We start from the raw sequence: 23,886 nt of genomic DNA, 5'->3' as shown, positions 1-23,886 counted from the left end.
CAGACCTACCACCGCGCGCCCCTCTCTGTCCGGCTCAGCCAGTGAGTCGCGAGGTTCACCGAAATCGCCAACCCGATCAGGATGATCCCAAGGCCAAGCGCCAGCGCAAAATCGCCCTTGCCGGTCTCCAGCGCGATGGCCGTCGTCAGCACCCGCGTAGCGTTGTCGATGTTGCCGCCCACGATCATGATCGCGCCAACCTCACCAATCGCACGGCCAAATCCCGCGAGCGCAGCCGTCAGCAAAGCGCGCCGCGCGTCCCACAGGAGCGTGCGGATCTTCTGGCTCTGCGACACGTTCAGAGAGATCAGCAGATCGTGATATTCCGTCCACAGATCGCGCAGGCTTTGATGCGCAATCGACGCGATGAGCGGCACGATGATAATGACCTGCGCGATCACCATCGCCGTGGGCGTAAAAAGCAGCCCCAACACGCCGAACGGCCCCGAGCGCGACAGCAACACGTAGACCACCAGCCCCACGACAACCGGCGGCAGCCCCATCAGCGCGTTGAGCAGCGCAATCACCGCACGGCGCCACCGGAACCGGCGCACTGCCAGCCACGCCGCCAGCGGGAGCGCGAGCGCCGAGGCAATGACCAGCGCCGACAGCGTCACCTGCAAAGAGCGCAGCGTGATCTCGATCAGCTCCGCGTCAAAGGTGATCAGCAAGGTCAGCGCGCTCATCAAGCCCGCCCAAAGGTCCGTCATCGCCGTTTCTTTCGCATGGGGTCCGGTTTGCTTACCCCCACGGGCCCGAAAATACAGGTGCAAAAAGCGGCAGGCTACCGCTGGAAAGCGCCTTGCACCGTTTTCAGACGGTGCCCCAGCACGATCCCGATCAGCATTGCGGGCACGAATACCACGGTGCCGGGGGCGGCCAGCGGCAGGGCTGTCCACGCGGGGCCGGGACAGAAGCCTCCGATGCCCCATCCCACGCCAAAAATCGCGGCACCCGTCAGCAGCTGCGGATCAATATCGCCGCGCGTAGGCAGATCAAACGCGGGCATCAGCACGGGCCGTTCGCGACGTCGCGCAAGCCGAAACCCGATGAACGCGGTGACGGAGGCGCCGCCCATCACAAAGGCAAGGCTTGGATCCCAGGCGCCAAAAACATCGAGGAAATTGAGGACTTTCGCCGGATCGGCCATCCCGGACAGGATCAGGCCAAGCCCAAAGAGAACCCCAGCGAGGTATCCCATGAGTAATCGCATCAGAGCCCCCCGTACCGCAGCACAAAAACCGTCAGCGCGGCGAACCCCATGAACGTAACGACCGCCACGAGCGATCGGGGCGACAGCCGTGCCAATCCGCACACCCCATGGCCAGAGGTGCATCCCGACCCTAACGCAGTGCCAACTCCCACCAGCAAACCCGCCGCGCCCATCGCCAAGAGGTTTGTCCCAACGCTTTGCTGCGGCGCGGTGCCCGTGGCGAGTATCCAAAGGACCGGCGCCGTCAGCAATCCCGCCACAAACGCGATCCGCCAACCGCGATCCGGCGCTGTGACCGCTCCGGTCGTGATCCCGACAATTCCCGCAATCCGCCCGAAAAGCGCCATGACCATCACGGCCGACAGCCCGATCAGCACCCCGCCGGCAAGGGACGCGATTGGCGTAAATTCAGTGGGAACGGCGGGCAGCATCCGCTCCTCAGAACTTGGCGATGAAGTTGATGAACACGCCCTCATCATCGTAGGTCAGATCGCTCAGATCGTCCGAGAACCGACCGGTATTATACCCTACGCCCAGCTTTACGTTGTTGCCGATATGCCGGTAGGCCGCGCCGACGAATCCCGCCTCTGACAGGCCGGCATCGCTCGCCTCAAGGTAGCGGCCCTCAAGCAGAAGATCCCACTTGTGTGTGAGGTGATAGCGCGCGTTGATCACGCCGAGGTAGGCGTCATTGTCGGCCAGTGCAATCGTGTCATCCGGCGCCGACTGGCCCCAGCGGCCACCGATTTTGGCGCCCAGTGTCCATGCACGGTTGAGGTCATAGTCGGCATCCAGCGACAGGATATGGCTCACCTGACGCGGTCCGCGCCCGTCACCGCCATCAATCTCTTGGCCGACCGTGTCCTTGAGGTAGCGGTATTTGAACAGCAGGTTCAGCTTGTCATCGAGGATCGGCCGGTAGGCATAGCCGATCTGTGCGTCGATATATTCACCCGACACGAAGGAGGTGTCATCCGCGTCGATGTCCGCATAGTCAATGGAAAAGACCAGCCGCGACGCGTCGGAAATGTCATAGCGGCCACTGCCGACAAACAGGAACGCATCCTGATCGCGATCCGCGCCAAGGCTTTCGCCACGATCCCGGCGGAACTCGGCCCGCGCGCGCCACGACAGACCGCCTTCGTTCTGGTAGCGGGCACCGAACGACAGGGCCTTGCGATCCAGATCGCCATCGGGCGCATCAACGCTGCCGAAATCGAACCCGCCCAGCAGGGTCAGCGCCTCGGTGGTGCGGTATTCCACGCCGTAGGTGCTGGTCAGCGCGCGGTGGTTGCCAAACAGATCATAGGTATTCTCTGCGTAGACATCGACATCCTCGCGCAGGCGACGCTTACCCCCGGCGACGTATTGCCCCGGTCGCGCCCGACCAGCGTCGCGCCCGAGAATTCGCGCCCGGGATCAAGCTGATAGCCCAGATAGACGGAATTATAGTCGTCGGAATTATAGGTCACCAACGCCTTGCCCGCGACGCCCAGCGATCCGTCAGAGACTTCGCCCTCAAATGTCCACCCTTCGGCAAATCGGTAGGCAAGCCCCGCACCCAGACGGTCGTTCTTTTCCAACTCACCCGACCGGTCGAGCGTCGTCTGCGCAAAGACGTACCAGGCAAAATCCTCGCTCTCGGTGAAGGTCGCGCGGATCGCAGCGTCGGTGCGGCTGCCGGTATCCTCGGCAGCGGCGGCGGGGTCTTCGCGGGTCAGATGCTCGACCCCGAAATCAAGGCGCACGCGCTGCGACAGAAGATAGCTCAGCTCGGCCCCGCCCTCGCGTTTTTCGCGGCCATCGGCGTTCTCGAAACTGTCGTAGTAAAAGCGGTAGGCAAGCTGCTCTGTCGGGGCCACGCCAACCGACACGCCCCACAGCTCCTCATCGGCGGTGGTCTGGTAGTCGAGCGTTGAAAAGCCCGCATCGCGCGTCTCGTAGTAGGCGGCGAAAGTGCCGGGCGTTTGCAGGCCGATATCCTCGAAATCCAGTTGTAGGCGCGCGGCATAGCCCTCGCCCGTGCCGTCCTGCACACCCGCACTGGCGGTGTTTTCGATGATCAGACCACCATCGGCGCTGAAGCTGGAGCCAAATCCCGGCCCCTCGGTCTGCGCGTATTCCAGCGCGATAAAGCTGCGCTCGCTCAGCTCCCACAACAGGTCCACCGATTGCGCTGTCTGGTCCGCGATATCGGTCTGCTCGACCACGCCGGTATACCCCAGACGGACGTTATCGGTCACCCAACCCTCGGCCCGCCCGCCGTAGCTATAGCCGTCGACATCCCCCGCGACCGGCGTGAATTCATAGTTGACCACCAGCACAACGTCATAGGCACCGCCCGGTTCGGTCACGACGGTGCCCGCCGCTGCCGTCCCGCTCAGAGGGGAGGTCAGGACAACGGTACCCTGCAGATAGTTGATCCGGTAATCGCGCCCGGCGACCAACCCGCGCGTCTCGATCACCCGGCCGGTATCGCGGTCGCGGATTTCGACGCTGACGGTTTCGGTATCGACGGAGACATCCTGACGTTGCAGGAAATACACCGACCCGCCTGTGCCAAGAAACGTGTCGCGCCCGGGCAACTGATCGGGGCTCGCCGCATAGGCTTCAACCGTGACGCGTGATTGCCCGCGCGAGGTCGTCTGCGGGCTGCGGTAGACGCCTTGCGCGCCGTAAAGCGTGCGTTCATTGCGCAGATAATACCCGCCTCCGACGCTGGCGGTGTAATTACCCCACATCAGGTGGCTGCCGTTTTTTTCCGCCCGCAGGAAGAATTTGCCGTCCGTCGGCGCGCCCTCTTCAAAGGTGCTGTCGTCACCGTAGGTGGGGTAGGCATTCTCGCGTTGCAGGCGGATCAGCACATCCTGCGGATCCTTTTCATCAAGATCGCGCAGCAGATCCGACAGATCATCCTCGCCCGTGTCGATGGAGCCTGTCAGCACCCAGCCCGACTGCGTCTTGCCCTTGGCATAGCCCGCAATGCGGCCGTAGCTGTAGGTCCGATCAAGAGTGCCATCCGCGTCATCGAACCGCCGACCGAAGGTCAGATCGACGATTGCCGTCGAAAACCATTCCGCGCGCGGGATCGAGATGTCGCGCTCGATATAGGTGTTCTCGCCCGCGCCGGTGACCTTGACCGCAACGGCGCGGTCGCCGGCGGGCAGGATACGTTGCAGCACAAAATTCCCCGACGGATCGGGGCGCACCCGTTCTCCCAGCGTGTCGATGACGGCGCCGGGGCGCACGTCGCTGCCAGACACGGTGACCGCGCCGCCGTAGACGGGGATGCGGCGGATGCCTCCCAGATCGGTGCCCAGCTCGGCCCCTTCGCCCGCAAAATCACCCTGCGCATCCACGCTCGGGGTCAGCGGCAGAGGGCGGGTTTCGTCGAAACGCCCGTTCTTGTCATAGACGCGGTAGGTCATCACCAGCGTCTCGCCTTCGGGCACGCGCAGGGAGGCCTCGCCATTGGCAGCGATGGGAGCTGTGGCCACGACCCGCGCGCCGCCGCGGGCGGCCACATCGGTAATGCGGATCTCGCCCCGGGTCACGTAAGCGGGATAGTTCATCTCGCTGCGCACGGTCATCGTCTCGCCCGCGCGCGGGCTGCGCGCGTTGGTGATGAGTGCCGCGAGGCGCGGCCGGACCTCCAGCCCGTCGAATTGCACGCGCAGCTTGGCGCGCTCCAGCTTGCGGTCCTCGCGGGCCTTGGTCGTGGAGAGGCGCGGATCGCCCGCCACCGTCTGACCGTCGATGGCGATGCTGAACCCGCTGTCCTCCTGCGCTGCCGTCGCCGTGGCGATGGCAAGGGTCGAGACGGTCACGAGGGCAAATGCCCGTGTCTTGTGGATTTTACCAAACATACCGATCATCCCCTACCGCGTCCGCGTCACTGTCTTGTCGATCTCAAGCTTGTAGGTCCCGCGACCACGCCACCGCTTGCGGATAAACCGCTCCATCTCGCGCAGTCTTTCGCGCGCAATCTGGGGCGCCTCGCCGGGGTCCAGAACATACGTCAAGTTCAGGATCGACGGCGTCTGCGCAATCTGCCCGATCAGCCCGTCCACCGCACCCGACAGGCCCGGTTTCGGCGCCGTGCCGCCCGCCACAAAGGCGCGCGCCGTCAGATCCACATCGACAACCTTGCCCAGCCGGGCGCCAAAGTTCAGCTTGGCGAATTTACCGGCGGTCAGGCGCACGACGCGCGGGTTCTCGGTTGTCACCCGGTAACCCGTGGGCAGCGTGCGCGTGTCGAGCTTGAGCATGAAGTTCGAGCCGATGTTGCGCGGCAGCGCCGCACAGGGCACCGAATAGCGCCCGTATTCGTCCGTTGTGATCAGGATACCGTCAGGGGTGACCAGACGCACACCGGGCAGGCCCGGCTCTGACTGGTCCTCACGCTTGGGCGCACGGTCGAGTTTGCCGAATTTACCGTTCCCGATATAGCTGTCCTCGATGATCGGCGCAGGCAGCGTACCCGGCCCATCCTGATAGCCGTTGCCGTTGCGGTCATCGAACACCCTTCCGATCACGTCAGAGCAGTCGAACACGTGTTCCGGGTCCACCCGCACCGACGCTTCGGCCACGTTCGACAGACGGCGGCCAAACCGGTCCTCGACCTGCGCGCGGTTGGTGCGCTCACCAAACTCGCCCGTGCGCGTGATCCGCACCGCAAGGCGCAGCACGCGGGTCTGGTTCGCCCCAAGATCGCCACGCCATTCCAGACGCCGCCCCTGCACCTCAGGCTCGACCGCGACACCGTCCAGACGGGCGGAGCCGGGGGTATAGACCATGCCCGCAGGCAGCAGATCGACAAAGCGCGCGCCGGGGTAGGAAAGCTCGGTCTGATTGGCAAAGGTCAGGGTGAAATTCACCGTCTCGCCAAACACGGCCGTTTTGCGATCCGCGGTCTTGGTCGCGACAACCTCGGTCAGGCCCGCGCATTGCGTCACGGGGATATTGTTGTTGATCAGCACCGGATCACCGGGGGCAAAGGCAAAGGCGGTGTAGAACGGATTGGCCTGTGCCGTGAAATCACCCAGCAAACCAGTCTCGCCCACCGGTCCCGCGCCGATGACGCCGGGATTGGAGGGCAGGAAGCCCGTCGCATCCAGCGTCCCGCGCGTGAGCCGCGTGCTCGACGCCACCGTGCCGTCGGGATAGGTCAGCGTCAGCGTATAGCTGCCCGCCTGTGTGACAAAGAACTGATAAGGGCCAAGCCGCCCGTCACGCACCACGGTGATCGGGCCGCTGGTGCCCACGCCCGTTTGCGTCGCGCCGTTGCCCGAGACGCTGATCGTGCCGCCGGTCAGAACGCGGCCGTCGTCCTCGCAATAGAACACGCCCGTTGGGTCGTAATCCACGCGGTCGGGCACACCGTCGCCATCGCGGTCGCCGGTCGGCGATTCCAGCCTGTCGGGGATGCCGTCGCCGTCGGTATCAAGGGTCACGACAGGGACAAATCCTTCGGTCGGGGTGCTCAGCTGCGCCGAGGTCACCGTCGCCGTATTGGGCGCACCGGGCTGGCCCGCGTAGGTGGCCGTAATCTCCACCGTACCGACCGCGCCGGGGGCGAGCGTGGCGTCCCCGCTCAACAGATCCGTGTCGGTCACACCGTCGTAGGCGACATTCGCGCCCCCGTCGGCAAAACCGCTCGCGGTCGTGGTGACCGGGAAAGCATCGCTGAGCAATGTGGCCGGTGCCAGGAACGCGACCAGATCATCGCGCACCTGAATACCTGACTGGGTAATGTTGCCCGTATTGGTCACGGTGATCGTGAACGTGCGCCGCTCAACCGTGGGAAAGACAAACTCCGCCGCGCCACTGACCTTGGTGATCTCGAAACTCGGCAGCGCCGTGATCGCCGCCACGGTCGGGTCGTCAAAGCCACCACCGTCGTCGTCGGAGATATCGGCAATCAGCGCGCCCTGTGGCGAAACCCCGTTCGCCACCGCCACGTTGCGCACACCACCACTGTCGATATCCGCCTGGGTCAGGGCGGCCGTGACAGTATAGGTCGCGGTCTCGCCGGGCTGCAAAATGCCCTGCGGCGAAGGCGGCGTGCCATCGCTGCCCGTGAAGGTCACGGGCAGGCTGCGGCTGTCCTCTCCGGCAAGGTTGGTCATCGTGTCGTCAAGCGTGATGTCGCGAAGCGAGATGTTGCCCGCGTTGCGCACCGTGATCGTAAAGCTGGCCAGATCGCCGGGCAGGGTCCCGATTTCATCCGTCACCTTGATGACCTCTAGCGCCGGCGTGACGGGGATCGTCACTTCGGTCGGATCATCGGTCAGGTTGCCATCCTCGTCGATGCCATCATCCGACACCTCCCGCACGGTGTCGCCGCCGGCAGAGGTACCGCTGACAAGGGCAGTATTGCGCAAGCCGCCCGCGTTGACGTCGTCCTGCGTCAACACGTGCACGATGCGCCAGATTGCCGTCTCGCCGGGGGCAAGGCTGGCCGGGACCGCCAGCGCGTCGACCGTGACAGGCACCAAAGAGCCATCAAGCCGCGTCATACGGTCCTCGACGCTCAGCCCACGCACGTCCTGATTGCCGATGTTCAGCGCGCGGATTTCGAATGTCACGCTTTCCCCGACGCTTGTGGCGGTAGAAACAACCGTCTTGGTCACGTCCAGCGCCGGCTCGGTCGCCACGTTAAAGACACTCACATCGCCAGTGGTATCGCCGTCACTGTCGATGCCATTGTCGGACAGATCCGTCACCGGCGCACCCGTCGGATCAATCGCGCGCACGCTGACCTGATTGCGCAGACCGCCTGCGTTGAGGTCCGATTGCGTCAGCGTCCGCACCGCGCGGTAGATCCAGATTTCGTCCACATCCAATGCCGCGTTGCCATTCGCATCGCTACCCGGCTGCAGCGCGAAAGGCGCGTCAAGCGTGATTGGCGTGCCAGTGGCGTCTGTCATCACGTCTACCACCGTGACGTCGCGCAGCGTGACATTACCGGTATTGACCAGTCGCAAGGTGAATGGCACCTGCGCGCCGGGCACAGAGGCGGCGGCGCCCACGACCTTTGTCGCCTCCAACGCGCCGCGCCGGGTCGGACCGGGGGTGCGCAGCGTATCGCGCGCCGTGGCGGTCACGTTGCCCGGACCGCTGCCGCGCACCTGTGCCGTGTTCACGATCTCTCCCGCGTCCAGCAACGCCTGCGTCACCTCAATCGAGGCGGCACAGCTTTGATCGCTGGCGCCGGGCGCAAGGGCCGCGATGGTGCAGCTGTAGTCCGGGATCATCGCATCGGTCACCACCACATCGCGCAGCGTTACATTGCCGGTGTTGCGGACCTCGAACAGATAGCCAAGCGTGCTGCCCGCCGCGCCAAACGGTGTCGGGGTCGCCGTCTTGATCAACTCAAGCGATGCGGCAGCCGCCGGCATCGCCACGGTGAGGCTGGCCGCATCGCCGATGGCCCCGCCCTGTGGCGTGATCGCACCCACGGTGGCGTTGTTTGTCAGACTGCCAGCATCGATGTCGGCCTGGGTCACGGCGTAGGTGCCGCTGCATTCCAGCGTCTGCGCAATCGCCAGCGTGTCGCGCTGGCAGCTGAATCCGCGCAGCATCGGATCGCGGATCACCACATTGCGCAGCGTCTGGTTGCCCGCGTTGGTTGCCGTGAGCGTATAGGTCAGCGCCTGACCCACGCCCGTGACGGGGAGCGGCGCCGCGCGTTTGGCCAGCGTCAGGGCTGGCGCGATCAATGCACGCACCTCGACCGAGCTTGGCTGCGAGGTCACCGGCGCCGCCTCAGGTCCGAATGTCGTCTGGGCAAAGGCCTCGTTGAAAATCGACCCACGGTCCAGATCGGCCTGGGTCACGGTATAGGTGCCCCCGCAGGTAACAGTCTCGCCCGCCCGCAGATCCGGGTCGGCGGCACTGGGCGTGAAACAGGCAACCGCGCCAAAGAGCGTGTCGGTCACGGTGACAGGCGCCGCAAAGGCCCGTGTGCCACTGTTGGTAACGTCAAAGCTGAACGGCACCGTGTCGCCCGCCGCATCAAAGCTTGCGCCTGCGGCCACGGATTTCACGATCGACAGGGCCGGAACGCCCGCATCGGGAATCAACGCCGAGGCCAGCGGCGAAATGGTCGTGCCATCGGTCGCCGTCGCGATGTTGATGACGCTGCCCAGATCCACATCCGTTGCCGTTACGGTGTAATCCGCCCGGCAGGTCGTCGTTTCACCGGGGGCGAGCCCTGCTGCCGGGAAGGCATCGCAGGTGATGCCCGCCGCCGGGATCAGGTTGTCGGTCACGGTGACCGGTGCCGTGATCGTGGTGTTGCCGGTATTCGTCGTCACGTAGGTGTAGCGCACGACCTTCCCGGTAAAGAATTCCGCAGCCGGGACGGGCTCGGCCGTTTTGCTCAGGCTCAGTGACGGGGTCTGCTGGGCAAGGATCGTCGCCGTCGCGGGCGGCGAGGTCGTGCCGTTCGCGCTGGCGGTCGCCGTGTTGTCGATCCGGCCCGCATCAACGTCCGCCTGCGTCGTCAGATAGCTCCCGGTACAGGTGAGCGCTTCTTCCGGCGCCAAACCGTTTGCCGGCAGCGCGGGGCAGCTTACCCCGTCGCTCAACAGCGCGTCGGTGACGCTGATCGGCCCGGCAATGGTGACATTGCCCGTGTTCGTGACGGTAAACACGTAGTCGATCCGCTGATCCACGCCGTCAAATGTTGCGGGCGTCTCGTCCGATACCGCTTTCAGCAGGCTCAGCGCGGGCGCGGCGGGAATGCTCTGGACGGTGGGATCATCGGTGGCGTTCCCATCCGTGTCGTCGCCATTGTCGCTCACGTCCGTCACCGGGGAGCCGATGGGAGGTGTACCGATGGCGCGCGCGGAATTGCGGATGCCCCCGGCGTCCAGATCGCCCTGCACAAGCGTATAGAACGCGCGGTAGGTTGCCGTCTCACCCGGCTCCAGATCCCCGACCGAAGACCCCCCGGACGCACCGACAAAGATCGGCGCCCCGTTGAGCGCCAGCGGCGTGCCGTCGGCCCGCACCAGCGTTTCCGACAGGATGCCCACGTCCCGCAGCGTCACGTTGCCCGCATTGCGCAGCGCGATGTCAAAGACGACCGTTTCGCCTACCGCAGTGGCGGGGGTGCTGACGGTCTTGACCACGTCCAGCAGCGGCGCCGCAGGCACGGCAGTGATCGTGGGATTGTCTGCGCCATTATCGGGCACACCGTCGTCGGATTGATCGCTGACAGGTATATTCTGCGGCGACAGGCCGCGTGCGATTGCGCTGTTGGCGACACCGCCGGCATCCACATCGTCCTGCGTCAGCACGTGTTGCGCGGTGTAGGTCCAGGTCTCCCCAACGTCGAGCACATCGGCCACGCCGCCATCTCCGGCAACACGCACCGGCGCCTGGGCAAGCGGCACTTCGGTGTTGTCCAGACGGCGCAGCGTATCGGCAAGTGTCACGTTGCGCAGGCTCTGGTTGCCGGTGTTTGCTACCGTGATGGTGTAGGGCAGCGTCTCACCCACCTGCGGCGGGGTAGAGACATTGGCCAGATCCACGGTCTTGAGCACGGTCAACGCGGGCGTTGGCGCGGCGGGTGTCACCTCAACCGTGGTGGTGGCGGTCACGCCCCCCTGCCCGTCGGGCAGGTCGGCGGTCACGCTGGCGGTGTTTGCGATGGCGTCCTGCGCATCCACATCGCCCTGCGTCACCAGATAAGTGGCGGTAAACCGCGCGGTATCGCCGGGAGCAAGACTGCTCCAGACGGCGTTGTCCTCGGTCGCATCGCTACTGTCGCCCGCAGGCGCCGCATCGGTGTCGAGGGCGTCGCCCGAAAGCGTCAGTGCAACCGTACCGCTGGCCGAGGTGTGCTGATCCGTCACCGCAACCTCGCTCAGCGTCACGTTGCCTGCGTTGGTGACGCGGTAGGTGTAGGTGATCGTTTGCCCCGCAACCAGCGCGTCGGTCGCATCTGCCGTCTTGGCAATCAGCAAGGCGGGCGCGGCAGTGGCCGGCAGCGTCACGCTGTCGGTCTCCGCCCCCGGTGTGGCAGGCAGGGGCACCTCGGGCGAGCTGACGGAGGCGATGTTCGTCACGCCGCCTGCATCGATGTCGGCTTGCGTCACCGTGTAGGGCGCCGTGCAGGTCAGGCTTTGCCCCGGCAGCAGGCCCGCCTGCGGGATCGGTGCGCAGGTCACATTGGCGATGCGGTCATCGGTAACAACCGGCTGCGCACGCAGGGTGATGTTGCCGCTGTTGGTCACCAGATAGGTATAGGCAACGGCATCCCCCGCCCGCGAAATCTCCGCCACATCGGCGGTCTTGTCGAGGGTAAAGGCGGGCGCAGGCTCTGGCCCGCGCACGAAAAGCTCTGCCCGGCCCGGCACCTGAGGCGCGTCGGGCGTGGCGGCGGTCGCCGTCCCGGTTGCCACATTGACGAACCCGGCAAAGCTATCGCCGGCCCGCGCGCCAACCGCGTCCACATCGGCCTGCGTCACCGTGTAGGAAACCAGACAGCTGCCATTCTCCTGCCCCGGATCGAGGGTGCCGATGTCGCAATTCGCCGGCACCGTGGCCCGCGCATCGCTCAGCATGATCCCGTTGAGCGTGACATTGCCCGCGTTGCGCGCGGTCAGGCGGAATTGCAGAACCTCTCCCGCCTGCGTGTAGGCGGCAACACCCGCCGGGCGCACGGGCTCCAGCGTTTTCACGATACTCAGCGCGGGGTCGGCGGGCGCGATCGGTGCAGGCACGCTGTCGCTGCCGCTGGCTTCGACGCCCTGCGGGGACTGGCCCGTGGCGGTAGCAGTATTGAACAGCTCTTGCGCGTTCACGTCGGCAAGCATGACCGTGTAAGTGCCGGTGCATACCAGCGCCTGCCCCGGCGCCAAAACCGTATTCGCGGGCGCGGGCTGTGCATCGACCGTACAGGCCAGCGCCGGGATCAGCGGATCGACCAGCGACACCGCCGACAGCGTCTGGTTGCCGGTGTTGGTCGCCGTCAGACGATAGCTCAGCGTGTCTCCAGCAGAGGCGGCGGCGGGCGGATCCACGATCTGCTTGGCCACCGTCAGCGCCGGGGCCGGTACCGCATCGACGGTCACGCGCGCCGGGGGCGACAGCACGGCAATCTCGTCGGGGGTTCCGGGGGCAAAGGTCGTGCCTGCAAGCGCCTCGTTCGTGACAAAGCCCGCGTCCAGATCCGCCTGCGTCACGGCGTATTGCGCGCTACAGGTCACCGTCTGGCCTACGTTGAACACCCCGTTCGCCGCCGCGTCATAGCAGACAAACGGCGCATCGAGACGGTTGTCGGTGAGGATGATATCCTCGCTCAGCCCCGCGTTGGAGGAATTGGTGACCGTGTAGCTGTAGGTGATTATCTCGCCCAAAGTGGTAAAGGTGACATCCACCGGCACCGCCGCCTTGCTCAGCGTCAGCGCGGGCGTCGCGCCAACCGGGTAGATCGCATCATCACTGTTCGAGGGGATCGGCGCGCCATCAATCGTGCCGCTGGCGCTCGCCACATTGGTCGTGGCCCCCAGCGCGATATCCCCTGAACGCAGAACATAGCTGCCGCTACAGATCAGCTCGGCCCCCGGTGCAAGGGTCCCGCCCGGCAGCGCCGGACAGCTGGCGTCGGCGGCCAGCGTATCGCTGATGGTAATCGGGCCGTCGACGGTGACATTGCCCGTGTTCGTGACGGTAAACCGATAGTCCAGCCGCGTGCCGACATCGAACAGATCCGGCGTCGCACTGACGAGCGCCTTGGCAAAGCCCAGTGATTTGGTCTGCACCGCAGGCGCGGTATAGCTGACCGGCGGCGAGGATACCGCGACCTGCCCGAACGACGTCTCGGCGGTGGCGGTGTTGGTCACCTCGCCCGCGTCCAGATCGGGCTGCGCCGCCGTCCAGACATGATCGCAAAACGCCTCTTCCCCGACGGCAAGCGGACCGGCCACACAGGAAAGCCCCGTGCCGATACGGTCATCATCCACGGTGATCGGACCCGGCAGCGTCACGTTGCCGACGTTCGTCACGGTAAAGCGGTAGGTGATCTGGTCCCCCACGGCGGCGAATGTCGCGGCAGAGCCGGGCGCGAGCCCCTTGGCCAACTGGCTCGCAGGGTTTTGCGTCAGCGGCGTGGTCACGGCGCTGGGATCGGTGACAATCGTTACCGTATCGGGATCACCGGGGTTCTCCGGCACGACAGGCTGGGTGCTGGTCGCCGTGGCAGTATTCACAAACGAGCCGCGATCCAGATCAGCCTGCTGCACCGCATAGCTGCCGGTACAGATGATCTGCGCGCCCGGTGCAATCGGTGGCGCGGGGCAGCTGACGCCGCCCAGCCCCTGCGCATCGATCAATGCGTCGCTGACGGTGATGGGCGCGGTCAGGGTCACCGTGCCGGTATTGGTGATCACAAACTCGAACGGCACCGATTGGCCGCGCGTGTCGATAACCGCAGGCGCATCCGCCGCGATCCGCTTGTTCATCGTAAAGACCGGCGCGCCACCGATATTGATGACTGTCGGATCATCGCTGTCATTGCCATCGGTGTCGTCGCCATTGTTGGAGGTATCGCTGACCGCGGTCCCGCCGGGTGTGTTCGCCGTCGCGACCGCCTGATTGCGCACGCCGCCCGCGTCGATATCCGCCTGGGTCAGCGTGTGGCTTGCGCGGTAGGTCCATGTCTCGCCCACCTCCAGATCACCCGCGACGCCATTGTCGCCACCCGTCAGCACCGGTGTGAGGCTCAGCGGCGTGCCGTCGCGGCGCGTAAACGTATCCGCCAGCGCAACGGTATCAAGCGTGACATTGCCCGAGTTCGCCACCGTGATGGTGAAGGCAATCGCGTCCCCCGCCTGCGCGGGATCGCGCAGGCCGCTGGTGTCGGCGGTCTTGGTCACGTCGAGCAAGGGTGCTTCGGGCAGATCCAGAACGGTCGGGTCGGCCGCCCCTGCCCCGGCTGTCTCATCATCCGAGGCATCCGTGACGGGCGTGCCGGTCGGGTCGGTGCCGGTGGCCAGCGCGCTGTTGCTCAGCCCGCCCGCGTCCACATCTTCCTGCGTGAGGGTATAGGTCGCCGTGAACACCATCGGCGTGGTGCCCACTGGCAAATCCAGCGCAGCGCCGCCGCCCAGATCCGCGCCCCCGCTTTGCAGGGACGGCACCGGTGCCGTCCCTGTCCCGCTGAATGTCGTCTCATCCACGGTGATGTCGCGCAGGGTGACGTTGCCCAGATTGGTCACGGTGTAGGTATAGGTCACCGTATCGCCCAGACCCGCAACACCGTCCGCCCCGGTGTCAAGGCTTGCCGCCTTGACCAGACCGATGGCCGGCGTGCGCGGCAGGGCCGTGGTCGTCGGATCGCGATCGGCCGGCGCATCCGCACTGTCGTCCGAGACATCACTGACACTTGCGCCGGATGGATCTACGGCCTGCGCTGTTACCGTGTTGGACACACCACCCGCATCGATCGCGGGCTGGGTGAGCGTGAACGCGGCCGTGTAGGTCCAGGTCTCGCCTACATCGAGGCGGTCGTTTGTATTGGTGTCCCCCGATTGAAAGATTGGCGCCTCGGTCAGCGTAAGCGGCTGGCCTGCCGCATCCGTGAGCGTGTCGACAAGCGTTGGCGTGCCAAGGGTGACGTTGCCGATATTGCGCACGTCGATGGTGTAGGCGATCCGGTCACCGACTTGCACCGGTGACGACAATGCGGGCGCCGCGCGTTTCACCGTTTGCAGCGCCGGCGCGCGGGGGGTCGGCAGGGCCGTCGGGCCGTCACTCGCCGGGTTTGCCGGATCCGACAGATCGCTCAACGTCACGCCATCGGGGTCGGTCACGGTTGCGCTTGCCTGATTGATCACGCCGCCCGCGTCGATATCCGCCTGCGTCAGCGCGTATACGGCGGTAAAGACCGCCGGCGCGCCACCGGCCGGAAGATCCACCGCAGCCTCGTTGCCGACAAAACTGCCGCCGTTCTGATAGACGGGCACCACCGGCGCACCGGTCCCGGAAAAGGCGGTCTCTTGCAAGGTCACATCAAACAGGGTCTGGGAGCCCGTGTTAGAGACGGTAAAGACATAAGTGATCTCGTCCCCTGCATCTGCCCGCCCGTCGCCACCATCGTCGAGCGTCGCGGTTTTCACGAGCGCCACGCCGGGATTGACCGCCAGCGGTACAAGCGTCGGATCGTTCGCCGGATTGCCGTCGCCGCTGCTATCCGTCGCCCCCGCATCATCGTCCGAGATGTCACTGACGGGATCGCCGTTCGGCGCAGCACTCGTGGCGCGCACGGTGTTCGCAATGCCCTCGCTGTCGAGGGCGGCCTGTTGCAGGTCGTAGCGCGCGGTGTAGACAAACGTTTCACCGACATCGAGGCGCCCGTTGGCGTTGGCGTCCCCCGCAATCTGGCGCGGACCGTCGTTCAGCGCCAGCGCGCCCCCATCCGCCGTGGTCAACTGATCGGCAAGCGTGGGTTGTGTCAGCGTCACATTGCCCGTGTTGGCGACGGTGATGGTAAAGGTGATGCTCTCGCCAACCTGCGGGATCGCGGAAAGCGCGCTGGTATCGGCGCGTTTTTCGACGCGCATCGACGGCACGGCGCCAAGCGGTGTCACCGTCGCGTCATCGGCACCGGTTGCCGGGCTGTTGTCGTCCGACAGATCCCGCGCCGCCACACCCGCCGGGCTGACGCCGGTCGCGGTCGCCTGATTGCTGAGGTTGCCCGCGTCGATATCCGCCTGCGTCAGTGCGTAGGTGGCTGTATAGGTGAGGGGCCCGCTGCCCACGGGCAGATCAGGCAGGCTTGCGCTTCCGCCAATCTCGACCCCGCCCGCCGCACGTACCGGTGTGGGCGCCGTGCCGGTGCCGCCAAATCCCGTCTCGGCCAGCTGCACGTCCAGAACTGTCACATTGCCCGTGTTAGAGACCGTGTAGGTATAGGTCACCGTATCATTTTCGACAGCCGTGCCATCCCCGCCGTCATCCACCACGGCGGTTTTCACAACGCCGATCGTCGGCGCATTGTCGATCACGACAGGCACGATGGTATCGCTGCCACTGACGGGCTGGCCTTGCGGATCGGTCGCACGCACGTCAACGGCGTTGGTGAATCCGCCCGCGTCAATCGCCTGCTGGGTAAGGTCATAGCGCGCCAGATAGGTCCAGCTTTCACCGGTATCGAGAACACCATTGCCGTTGTCATCCCCGCTGTCGAATGTCGGCCCCGCGTTCAGCGTCAGCGCCCCGTTGGCGGCATCGGTCAGCGTGTCCGTCAGGCTTGGCGCGCTCAGCGTCTGATTGCCGGTATTCGTTACCACGATGGTAAAGGGCACCTGCTGGCCAACCGCCTCGGGGGCGATCAGATTGCTGGTATCCGCCGTCTTGACCACGCTCAGTCCCGGCGCCTTTGGAGCGACGGTCACGGCAGAGTTGTCCTGTGCGCGTGGTGCGGTCTGCCCGGCGGGCGGGGTTGCCGTTACCGTGGCTAGGTTTGCCAGCGTCACCTGCTGATCAATATCCGCGACCGTCACGCGGTAGCGTGCGGTAAAGGTGATCTCGTCACCCGGCGCAAGCGTGCTCCACACACCGGGGCCCGCCGTGTCTGTCGAGGTGCCCACGGTATTGACGTCGCGCGTCAGCGTTTCACTGTCGAACGTAAGCGAGGCAATGCCCGACGCCGACTGGTGCCGGTCAACGATCGTCACATCCGACAGGGTGAAATTCCCGATGTTCGTGACGGTGTAGGTATAGGTCACATCCTCGCCCGCGCGCAGCCCGGACGTGGCCGATGGAGTCTTCACGAGGCTCAGCGCCGGGTCGCCGCCGGCGTTGATGGTCAGGCTGGCGGTATGCGCGGGCTTCGGCGCCACTTCGGAGCTGGTCACCGTTGCGATATTGGTCACGCCACCCGCATCCAGATCCGGCTGCGTCACCTCATATGTGGCCCGACAGCTCAACGTCTGCTCGGGCGGAAGGCCCCCTGCGGGCAGCGGACCGCAGGCAAAGGTACCGATCTTGTCATCGGTGATCTGCGGCACTTCGGTCAGCGTCACATTGCCCGCGTTCACCACGCGGTAGGTGTAGGTGACGATCTGGCCCTGCACATTGATCTGGGGCGCGTCGGCGCTCTTGGACAGCAGGAAATCCGTCTCGCGCAGCGGTCCACGCACAAAGACTTCCCCGGTCTCGGTGATCGGAACAAGGTCGGGATTATTTGGCGTGGCCGTCACGCTGGCGACATTCGTGAACCCGCCAAAGGTTTCGCCCGCGGCCGTATTGATCGCATCCACATCCGCCTGCGTCACCACATAGGTAAACCGGCAGGTGTCATCCGTCGCACCGGGGGCGATCGGCCCCACGGTACAGCTGCTGGGCAGCACGTTGCGTGCGTCCGTCACCACCGCAGAGGAGAGCGTGATATTGCCCGTATTCTCGACCGCGACGGCAAAGGTGATCTGCTGCCCCGCCACGACAAAATCGCTGTCCGGCCCGGTATCGCGCAGCGTGCGCTTGGTCACGGTCATGTCGACGACGGGCGCGGCCAGCTGCACCGTTGCACCGTCGGTGCCGCTCACCGTGGCGCCTTGCGGATCGGTGGCACTGGCGTTTGCGGTGTTCAGCAGAGTCTGACGGTCAAGATCGTCCTGGCCCACGGTATACTCGCCGGTACACACCAGCGCGGCGCCGGGCAGCAGGGTCACATTCGCGGGCGCCGCCGCGCCGCCGGGCGTCACGGTACAGCTTAGATCCGCAATCAGCGGATCGGTGATGCCAACACCGCGCAGCGTCTGGTTGCCGCTGTTCGTCGCAGTGATCCGGTAGGTCAGGTCCTGACCCGCCTGCGCACCTGCACCGACGGCGGTGATCATCTCCTTGACGACGGTCAGCCCCGGCATTTCGTCCAGCGTCACGGTCGCATCCGCATTGGGCGAGACGACCCGCGTCGGGCTCGCGCCGGAGGCGGCATAGGTGGTGCGGGCGGTGGCGTTGTTGGTGACGGATCCGTTGTCCACATCCGCCTGTGTCAGGGTGTAGGGGAACTGACAGGTAATGACATTTCCGGGCTGTGAGGTGGTCAGCGCAGGTGTGGCGCCCCCGGCCGCCGGTTTACACTCACGCGTGCCGATCCTGTCATCCTCGATAAGGATCGCGCCCACCAGACCCACGTTGCCGGTATTGCGCACGGTATAGCTGTAGTTGACGATATCGCCGGCCATGCCCAGCATCGAAGGATCGGGCAGCGCCACCTTTTCGAGCGAGAGCGCGGGAAGCGCGTCAACAGGATAGATCGCATCATCGGCCGGCGACTGCACCGGGGTGCCGTCAAAACTGCCGGTGGCGGTCACGACGTTGGTCGCAGCCCCCAGATCAAGGTCGTTCTGCGTGACCCGGTGGGTGGCCGTACAGGTATAGGTCTGCGTCGGATCCAGCACGTTGCCGGTCAACGCGTCACAGGCAAAGCCCCCCGGAAAGGAGATCAGGCTGTCGTTCAGTGTGATCGGCCCGTCGATGCTGACATTACCGGTGTTGGTGACGACAATCGAATAGCTGAGCGTATCGCCCAGATCAAAAAAGCCGGGCCGGTCGGTGCCGGTGAAGGTCTTGACCACAGACAGCGCCGGGCGCTGCACCGCGTTGATCGTCACGCTGTCGGGGCCCGATACGACGGGCTGTCCTTCGAATACCGTGCTTGCAGTGGCGATATTGGTCACCGACCCGTCGTTCAGTGCGGTCAGATCCGCCGTGTAATCCTGCGCACAGGTGACGCTTGCGCCGGGCGCAATCGGGGCGGTGCCGCAGGTCAGCGTGCCGGGGATCTTGTCATCACTTACCGTGATCGGCGCCGTTGTCGTCACATTGCCGGTGTTCGTGACGACGTATTCAAACCTCACGGTATCGCCGACGCTGTCGTAGCTTGCGGCCGAGCCGACCTGCACCCGTTTGAGGATCGACAGCGCGGGCGCCTGATCCGCCTCGATGCGAACCGTATCGGGGGCGGACGTCGCGGTGACCTGTGTCGGGCCACCGGGTGTCTGCGGGATCACCGTCTGCGTGACCGATGCCGTTGCCGTATTTTCGACAAACCCGTCGTCGAGGTTTTGCAGCGTCACGGTGGTCTGCGCACTACAGTCGATGAACAGACCCGGTGCCAGACCCGATGCGGGAAGCGCGGGGCAATTCACCGTCGCGATACGGTCGTCGCTCACCGTAATCGGGTTTGTCAGGGTCACATTCCCCCGGTTCGTCACCCGGTACGTGTAGGAAAGCGTCTCCCCCACCGTCGAGATCTGCCCGACAAAATTTGTGTTCTTGTCGATCTCAAGCGCGGGCACCTGCGCGGGGCCGTTGACCGTCACACTGTCGCTGTCACTGACCGGCGCGGCGCCGACGAGGGATTGACCCGTGACAGTGGCCACGTTGGTGTAGCTGCCCAGATCGACGTCCGCCTGATCAAAGCTCTTGACAGCGCCCAGCGGGGAGGCATCCGCGCAACGCGTCGCCGTATCGCCCGGCGCCAGATCGGCGAGTGCACAGCTGAAGCCGAGATCGGTATCGGCCACCGTCAACCCGGTCAGGGTCACATTACCGGTGTTGCGCACGACAAAGGTGTAGGCTTCGCTATCGGTGGCAGAGGTGAAGGCGCCGTCCGTGGCAGCCTTGGTGATCGTCACGGCGGGCCGGGCCGCTGGGCCGGACACAACAACAGTATCGGTCTGTCTTGCGGGGGCGGCGACCCCGGCCGGCGCTGTTGCATCCGCGCGCGCGGTATTGGTGATCGACCCGCGATCCACATCGCCCTGTTCGGTGATGTAGCTGGCGGTACAGCTGCGGTCCGAGACGCCGGGCGCAAGGCTGGGCACCGTGCAGCTGAAAGCGGGATCAAAGAAATCGTCGCTCACCACGACATTGGTCAGCGTCACGTTGCCGGTGTTGCGCACCAGGAATTCAAAATTCACCGTCTGCCCAGCCCCGGTAAAGGCGGCGGGCGCGGATTTATCCAGCACGAACGACGCCGTGCGCGTCGGGCCCGTCACACTGTCGCCGGCGCTGACGGCGGAGATTTCGGGGCTATCGACGGTAGCGGTATTCACGATCGTTCCGCGATCGATATCCGCCTGGTCAACGGTGACCTGGAACGAACAGGTCCGGTCGATCACGCCCGGCGCCAGGGTCGGGATCGTGCAGCTGAACCCGGCGTCCAGGACATCCGTGACCATCAGATTGCTCAGCGTCTGCGTGCCCGTATTTTCAACCGCCATGGTGAATGTCACCTGCTCGCCCACGGTCGAAAAACTTGTGCGGTCGGCGGATTTTGTGATCGCCGCAATCTTGGTCCCCGCTCCGGCGGCAAGATTTGAGTTCGCCGTGGCGGTATCGGTCTGCTGCGCGCCCTGCGCGGGTTGGGCCAGAAGGCTCGCAAGATTGGTGAACGTCTCATCGTCCATGTTGGCCTGTGTCACGCGGTACTGGCCCGTACATTCTTGGAAGGTGCCCGGCGCGATGTCCGTCAGCGTACAGTTCAGCGTCGGGATCAGCGGATCGGTCACGGTTGCCGTGCGCAGGGTGACATTGCCGGGGTTGGTGACGCGGAAGGTGTACGTCAGCGCCTCGTCAAATGCACTGTAGGTGGTTGGCCCCGTCTTGCTCAGCACCGCATCCGGCGCGGCGACAACGGGCACGGTGGCCGTGTCCGCATCCGACGTCACGGTCGTGGTCACCCCGTTGCGCGTAAAGTCAAAACTCGCCGTCGCCTCGTTGAGCACCTGACCGGCGTCCAGTTCGGCTTGCGTGATGCCGGTGCGGGTGCCCGTGCAGGTAAAGGTATCGCCGGGATCAAAGTTGACGGGCTGCGTGCAGACCGCGGGGGCGCTCAGCAACGGATCGTTGATCTGGATCGTCGACAGGATCCGAACGTCGCCGGTATTCTCGACCTCAAAACTGTAGGAAATGCTGTCGGTGGTCGCATCCACCGACGCCGTGCCTGTCGACTTGACCAGTGAGATCGACGGGTTGAAATCCGGTGCGATGATCGCCGTGACTTGATCTGAATCCGTCGGCCCCGCGCTGGCGACCGCAGTGTTGATGACAACGCCCGCGTCAATATCATCGGACGTAAGCTCATACGTCTCGGTACAGCTGCGCGTCTGGCCCCGGGTCAGTGCCCCGGTGAAACAGGTGAATGTGCCGATCTTGTCATCGGTGATGGTGACTTCGGTCACGCCGATGTTGGTGTCGATCCGCACGTTGCCGGTGTTGCGAACCGCGAAAGTATAGGTGACGACCTCACCCACGTTATAGTCCGCCGCCGCCACGACCGGTGCGGTCTTGGTCAGCTCGATCTCGGGCAGTTGCACGGCCGGCACGCTGACCTGATCGGTGTTGGAGGTCACGGTGGCGCCACCGCCGCCTGCCTCGGTCCCCGTTGCCGTGGCGGTGTTGAGGATGAACCCCCGGTTCACGTCTCCCTGCCCCGTCGAATAGGTCGCGGAGGTACAGGTTGTGCTTTCCCCCGGTGCCAGCGTCGTCACGGCGCAGGTCACGCCCACCCGGTTGTCCGAGACCGAGAGGCTTTCAATCGTGATGTTGCCGGTATTGGTCAGCAGATATTCATAGGTCAGCCCGACACCCGTGGTGTCAAATTGGCTGGGCGAGGTGGGATCGAGCGTCTTGTCAAGGCTCAGACCCGGCGTGCGGGTCGCGTTCACGAGCGCGTTGTCGCTTGCGGTGTCGCTTTGCCCCGCGACGGTGACGGTGGCGCTGGCCGTATTGGTGAAACTGCCGCTGTCGATGTCAGCCTGCATGACCGCGTAGCTGGCGGTACAGGTCACGGAATTGCCCGGCGCGATCGGGCCTGCGGGGCAGCTGACCGTGCCTGCCTGCGGATCGGTGACGGCGGGGGCGGCGGGGAAGGTCACGTTGCCCGCGTTGCGCAGCACGATCTGGTAGTTGATCAGATCGCCCTCGGCGGCGTAGGTCGTTTCGACCGCGGTCTTGGTCAGCTCAAGATCGACGTTCGTTGCCGGGCCGGGCAGATCGAGCGTATCGGTCTGCGTGATCCGCCCGTCGCGCGGCGTATCCGCGCTGACCGTGACCGTATTGCTCAGTTGATCGGTGGCGTTATTGGCAAAGGCATCCACGTCCGATTGCAGGACGGTGTAATTGCCCGAGCATGTGAAATCATCCCCCGGTGCAAGGTCCGGCACCGCGCAGACCAGTGACGGGATCAGGCTGTCGCTGACGGTGAAATTGCTCAGCGTCACATCGCCGTCATTGCGGATCAGAAAGCTGTAGGGAACGGACGTGCCCGCATTGCCAAAGGCCGAAAGGGTGCTGGTCTTGTCTACGAACAGCACTGGCGTGGCGGCGGGGCCCGTCAGCGTCAGCGTGTCGGTCAGCTCCCCAAGGGTGCCGAAATCCGGCACGCCGATGGCCTTTGCGATGTTTGTCACCTCGCCCGCGTCGAAATCTTCCTGCGTGATCTGATAGGTCGCCTGACAGGTCGCGAAATCCGCCGTGCCGCCGGGGTTGGTATCCTGAATGACGGTCTTGTTGCAGCTGACCGCCCCGATCTTGTCATCGCTCACCGAAAGCTGGCGAATCGGAACCGACCCGATGTTGGTCACCACATAGCTGTAGGTGATCGTCTCCCCCACGGTGGCAAAGGCCGTGGCGTCGGCACTTTTCTCGATGGTGTAGCCGGGTGCGACGGTCACGATGTCCTGGTTCGCCAGATTGTTGCCGCGCCGGAAATCCCAGTAGTTGTCGTTGGGATCGCGGTCAAAGACCTGTGTCGTCGTCTGCCCCGTGGTCAGGATGTTGCTCAGCAGTGCTGCGTTGCTGGTGGTGAACCAGCCGGTGTTGAACGTCTGGTTGCCAAAGCCCCGCACCTGACCGAACCCGTTGAGGCCGGAGTTGTCGGTGATCTCGGTCGTGACATCCGACCAGTTGCCAACGTCAAACCCGTTCAGGCGCAGGCTGATGTCATCTTCGTCAAAACCGCCGACTTGCGTGTCGCCGTCAAACGCCGAGAACCGGATGTAGGCGGTCGCGATGGCGCCGCCGAAATAGGTCGTACAGGTCGAGAACCCGCAATCGAGCCCGATGGGATCGTTGATGGTGAACGGGTTGCCGCGGAACCGCGCCGGATCACCGTTGAAGTTGAAACCGCGGAACGCACCGGCGGGATTGGAGAACTGGAAATAGGCATTGCCGTTGACGCCCACGAGCACAATCGCAACGCCGCCCGCTTCGGGATAGTCATCCGGCAACGCCAATGCCGTCCCCGGCACCGACCGCGTGAATTGCGTGGCATGGGTAACCGTCGCAAAAAGCGACAGCGTCAAAATCACAAGGGCGCGAATCGCACCAGTTACACCTGAGAACATACACCACCGCCTGCCGGACATTTTCGAAAGGCGGTTTACCCGCCGTTTCAACCATCCATAGAAGACCGCCTGCGGAAGTGGATAGGGGGAACTGACGCGATTGTGTCCCATACACACGCTTTGCGGCGAAGGTGTTGCGGATTGTCTACGTTTGGCGACACCACCTCCGACACCCCAAAACCTGCGCGCGAATTGTGCCACCGACACTCGCCTGCACAAGATATCCACAATTCACTTGTCAGAATCGAGATTGCCGGCCATCTATATACGCCAAGAGGCATGAATGACGCAAAAGACCGTAAC

General features: G+C 64.7%; 6 protein-coding genes. All 6 read right to left on the bottom strand.

Going from position 1 to position 23,886, the window contains the following annotated elements:
• Positions 1–5: 5 nt before the first annotated feature.
• Complete coding sequence (locus KDD17_RS17965) at positions 6–710, bottom strand: ABC transporter permease (protein ID WP_212706455.1); 705 nt, start codon at positions 708–710, stop codon at positions 6–8.
• 74 nt (positions 711–784) lie between these two features.
• On the bottom strand, positions 785–1,213 hold the full coding sequence (locus tag KDD17_RS17960) for a DUF6691 family protein (protein WP_212706454.1): 429 nt from the start codon (positions 1,211–1,213) through the stop codon (positions 785–787).
• Positions 1,213–1,644, bottom strand: a complete 432-nt coding sequence (locus KDD17_RS17955) for a YeeE/YedE family protein (RefSeq protein ID WP_212706453.1) — start codon at positions 1,642–1,644, stop codon at positions 1,213–1,215. Before KDD17_RS17955 ends, KDD17_RS17960 begins: the two co-directional genes overlap by 1 nt.
• A 7-nt stretch (positions 1,645–1,651) precedes the next feature.
• The gene (locus KDD17_RS17950) at positions 1,652–2,476 is read right to left on the bottom strand and encodes a hypothetical protein (RefSeq protein WP_212706452.1); all 825 of its coding nucleotides are present in this window, start codon (positions 2,474–2,476) and stop codon (positions 1,652–1,654) included.
• Between the two features lie 14 nt (positions 2,477–2,490).
• Positions 2,491–5,079, bottom strand: a complete 2,589-nt coding sequence (locus KDD17_RS17945; RefSeq protein ID WP_212706451.1) for a hypothetical protein — start codon at positions 5,077–5,079, stop codon at positions 2,491–2,493.
• Between the two features lie 12 nt (positions 5,080–5,091).
• Entirely contained in the window at positions 5,092–23,547 is an 18,456-nt protein-coding gene (locus tag KDD17_RS17940) for a DUF7507 domain-containing protein (protein WP_212706450.1), read from the bottom strand.
• Positions 23,548–23,886 lie beyond the last annotated feature (339 nt).

The organism is Sulfitobacter albidus (genome assembly GCF_018200035.1).
GTDB lineage: Bacteria > Pseudomonadota > Alphaproteobacteria > Rhodobacterales > Rhodobacteraceae > Sulfitobacter > Sulfitobacter albidus.
Note: the sequence above shows the minus strand (reverse complement) of the source record. Positions and strands in the feature narration are given on the sequence as shown.

Excerpts from the sequence above, each read along its gene's own strand:
- KDD17_RS17955 (WP_212706453.1), bottom strand. The coding sequence starts at position 1,644 with ATGCTGCCCGCCGTTCCCACTGAATTTACGCCAATCGCGTCCCTTGCC.
- KDD17_RS17945 (WP_212706451.1), bottom strand. The coding sequence starts at position 5,079 with ATGTTTGGTAAAATCCACAAGACACGGGCATTTGCCCTCGTGACCGTC.
- KDD17_RS17965 (WP_212706455.1), bottom strand. The coding sequence starts at position 710 with ATGACGGACCTTTGGGCGGGCTTGATGAGCGCGCTGACCTTGCTGATC.
- KDD17_RS17960 (WP_212706454.1), bottom strand. The coding sequence starts at position 1,213 with ATGCGATTACTCATGGGATACCTCGCTGGGGTTCTCTTTGGGCTTGGC.